Here is a 2,876-nt window from a genome sequence, read left to right as displayed (position 1 = left end):
GGCGCCCGGGCTCCCCCCCCGGCCGCCCACCCCCAACTGTGCCCGGGGGGCGCCCCCTCCCTGGGGGTGGGGCGCCCCCACAGCCGTATACGTGGCCAACTGTCTACGGCCGCTTCCGAGTGTGGAGGGACGCCGGAGTCTTCACCGCATTGCTCGAAGGCCTGATCACCGATGCCGCCCGCCAGGGACAGACGGACTTATCCCTGGTCAGCGTGGACACCACCGCGGCCCGCGCCCACCACCACGCAGCCGGGATGCGCATCGGCAAGGAGGTCATGGACGCCCTTGAAGAGGCCGCCGTCGAGCAGGAGCGGGCCCGGCAAAAAGGGGCGGCCCGCCAGAACAGAACGGACAGCACGGCAGTGCCGACCCCGGTCAGGAAGAGCGGCGGCACATCAGGCGACGGCGCAAGCTCCGCTTGAACCAAGCCCTGCTCGGCAGATCTCGCGGTGGGCTGACGAGCAAGATTCATCTCGCGGCAGACCGCAAGTGCCGTCCGCTGTCCCTGGTCCTGACCGCAGGACAGGCCGCCGACAAACCGCAGTTCGTCCCCGTGCTGCAGAAGGTGCGCTCCGTCTTCCCGTCGGCCGGCCCCGGACCCGGCCCGACGTTGTCGCCGCGGACTAGGCCTATTCCTCCCGTGCCAACCGCTCCTACCTGCGGAAACGCAACATCAGGCAGTCATCCCAGAGCAGAAAGACCACGCCGCCAACCGGAAGAAGAAAGGCAGCCGAGGCGGCCGCCCCACCCACCACGACACCGATCTCTACAAAGAACGGAACACCGTCGAGCGCCTGATCAACAAGCTGAAGGCCTGGCGGGCATCGCGACTCGACACGACAAGACACCCGAGAGCTACCTCGCGGGCCTCCACCTCCGCGCCTCGATGATCTGGATCAACGACCTCCTGAAGGCAACTGCTTGATCACAACATCACACAGGCCCTAAGAGACTGGTCAGACGCACTCCCAGCGCTCCGACCAGTGCATCAGGGGCCTGCAGACGGGGGAGCGCGAAGAACGCCATAGGGGTGCCTCGCGGGGGGTGTGGGGGCTGCTTACATGCCAACCTTCCCGCGGCAGGACCCGGTACGCGACGCAGGCATCCTGGTCGGCGTGGAGGGCGCAATATCGTCGTTCGTGGCTGGCGGGGGCCGGGCGGTGGCTAATCGAGGATGCCGAGGGCGGTGTCGGGGCGGCAGTGCAGGCATGCGGGTACCTGCCGGCGCAGGGCGTCGCGCGCCTGCTGCCGCGTGGCGGGTCGGCATCGTCCACTCTTGGCGGCGGCCCAGCAGTCGCCGGTGTGCACGTAATCGATGTTGCGCTGGTTGAGTCCGTGCTGGATCAGCCATTCCGGCGGATCGGGGCGCATCTCCTGCGCGCGTCGCTGCTCGGCTTCCCGCCGTTCTTCTGCTGCGATCCAGGTGTCGAGCTGGGTGAGGGCAGCCGCTGCCTGCTGGGCCACGACCCGGCGGGCGAAGTGGAGCAGCTCGAGCCGCGACGGTTCCTCGTTCACGTGTTCGATTCTATGATCAGGGGAAACGGCCGCCACATCGGGGACGGGTGTTGTCCTGTCTCACCGAAGGCTGAGCGGTTCTCACTGAAGGTTGACGGGCGGGCCCTCGTCTCAGGAGAGTCTGACCGCCAAGGTCATCGGGCCAGGTATCGTCGCCGAGGCACTCCCGCCCGGTGGCAATCCCGCTCCGTCAGCGTGCGAGTTGCGACAGGCAGATGGAAACAGGGCTGTCGTGGTGACCATCGTGGAGGCACACTCTGAACGCCGGTGAGCTCATGAAGGCAGAGCTGGACAGGTACGACTGGGCCGCGCTCCGATGCGCGTGCGAACACAGCGCGGCTCATTTGCCCGGCGACTTCCTGCTGCTGGCAGCCGCCAAGAGGCGGGAAGACGCGTGGGCTCTCGGCCTCGAAAACCACCTCATGATCCAGTCGTTCCCGCAGGAGCCGGCTGTCCCTGCTGTGTCGGTGCTGATGGCAGCCCTCACACAAGAGCTGTCCGTCGGTGCGAGGACCGAGATACTCGACCTGCTGCTGAGACTCATCTACAACGACGACGAAGACGTCTCGGAAGCGTGCCAGCAGGCTGCCCGGCAGGGACTATGGCTGTTCTACGCCGAGATTGCAGCCGCACGACTGCCCGACACCGTCGCCTACGCCTGCGACATTTTGAAGCTCATCGAGCCCGATCGCACTCGCCTGTCGGACTACGGGGCTTCCGGTCGCTTCGACGTCCGCCCCTCTTGGATCGGTTCGTAGCCGAGCGATCCACAGGCTTTCTAGACCCTGTGCCGACGACCCCGGGCCTAATGACCTGGGCGGTCAGGCTCTCCTGAGAACAGGGCCCGTCAACCTTCCCTACGTTGCTCTGCGGGACCGGGCGAGCCCTTCGTATGGTTCATCCACCCAGGGACGTCGGGTGTGGCTTTCAACCTTCTGCCACTCGTGGCTGGCATCGATTGGCCGCCCGACGCCCCACGACGACTCGGCTGCCAATTAGGAATTGCGAATGATCGCCAAGTAGGGAATCGACAGCGAGGTCGTCCGTCGGGAGGCACCAGCAGCACACCGCACGGAGGCACCACATGCCCGCGATCTGGGCTGGCATCGACGCAGGCAAGACCCACCACCACTGCGTCGCGATCGACGAGAGCGGCCGGCGGCTGCTGTCCCGACGCGTTGCCGACGACGAGCCCGAACTCCTCCAACTCGTCGCCGACGTCCTGACCCTGGGCGACCAGGTGACCTGGGGCATCGACCTGGCCGACGGCGGAGCCGCCCTGGCTCGCCCCGCCCCCGCCGCCGTGCGGGACGGGCTCACTGCGTTACTTCGTCCCTCTGGGTGCATTTCCGTCATGTGCG

Annotated in this window: 3 protein-coding genes and 1 pseudogene; 3 read left to right on the top strand and 1 reads right to left on the bottom strand. The window is 67.0% G+C overall.

The window, feature by feature from the left end:
* Positions 1-92: 92 nt before the first annotated feature.
* A pseudogene (locus ACFW2E_RS44615) lies at positions 93-925 on the top strand (IS5 family transposase); the annotation flags it as partial.
* Between the two features lie 239 nt (positions 926-1,164).
* Here the strand turns inward: ACFW2E_RS44615 and ACFW2E_RS44610 are convergent.
* Positions 1,165-1,515 carry a DUF6233 domain-containing protein gene (locus tag ACFW2E_RS44610; RefSeq protein ID WP_384477247.1) on the bottom strand — a complete coding sequence of 117 codons (351 nt, stop codon included), beginning with the start codon at positions 1,513-1,515 and terminating at the stop codon, positions 1,165-1,167.
* A gap of 275 nt (positions 1,516-1,790) precedes the next feature.
* Between ACFW2E_RS44610 and ACFW2E_RS44605 the strand changes: the two genes are divergently transcribed.
* The gene (locus tag ACFW2E_RS44605) at positions 1,791-2,273 is read left to right on the top strand and encodes a hypothetical protein (RefSeq protein ID WP_384477244.1); all 483 of its coding nucleotides are present in this window, start codon (positions 1,791-1,793) and stop codon (positions 2,271-2,273) included.
* 326 nt (positions 2,274-2,599) lie between these two features.
* The coding region (locus tag ACFW2E_RS44600; protein ID WP_384477241.1) for a transposase at positions 2,600-2,876 on the top strand (277 nt) is incomplete at its 3' end.

The organism is Streptomyces sp. NPDC058964 (assembly GCF_042741275.1).
In the GTDB taxonomy this organism is placed as follows: domain Bacteria; phylum Actinomycetota; class Actinomycetes; order Streptomycetales; family Streptomycetaceae; genus Streptomyces.
This window is presented reverse-complemented; position numbering and strand designations above follow the sequence as displayed.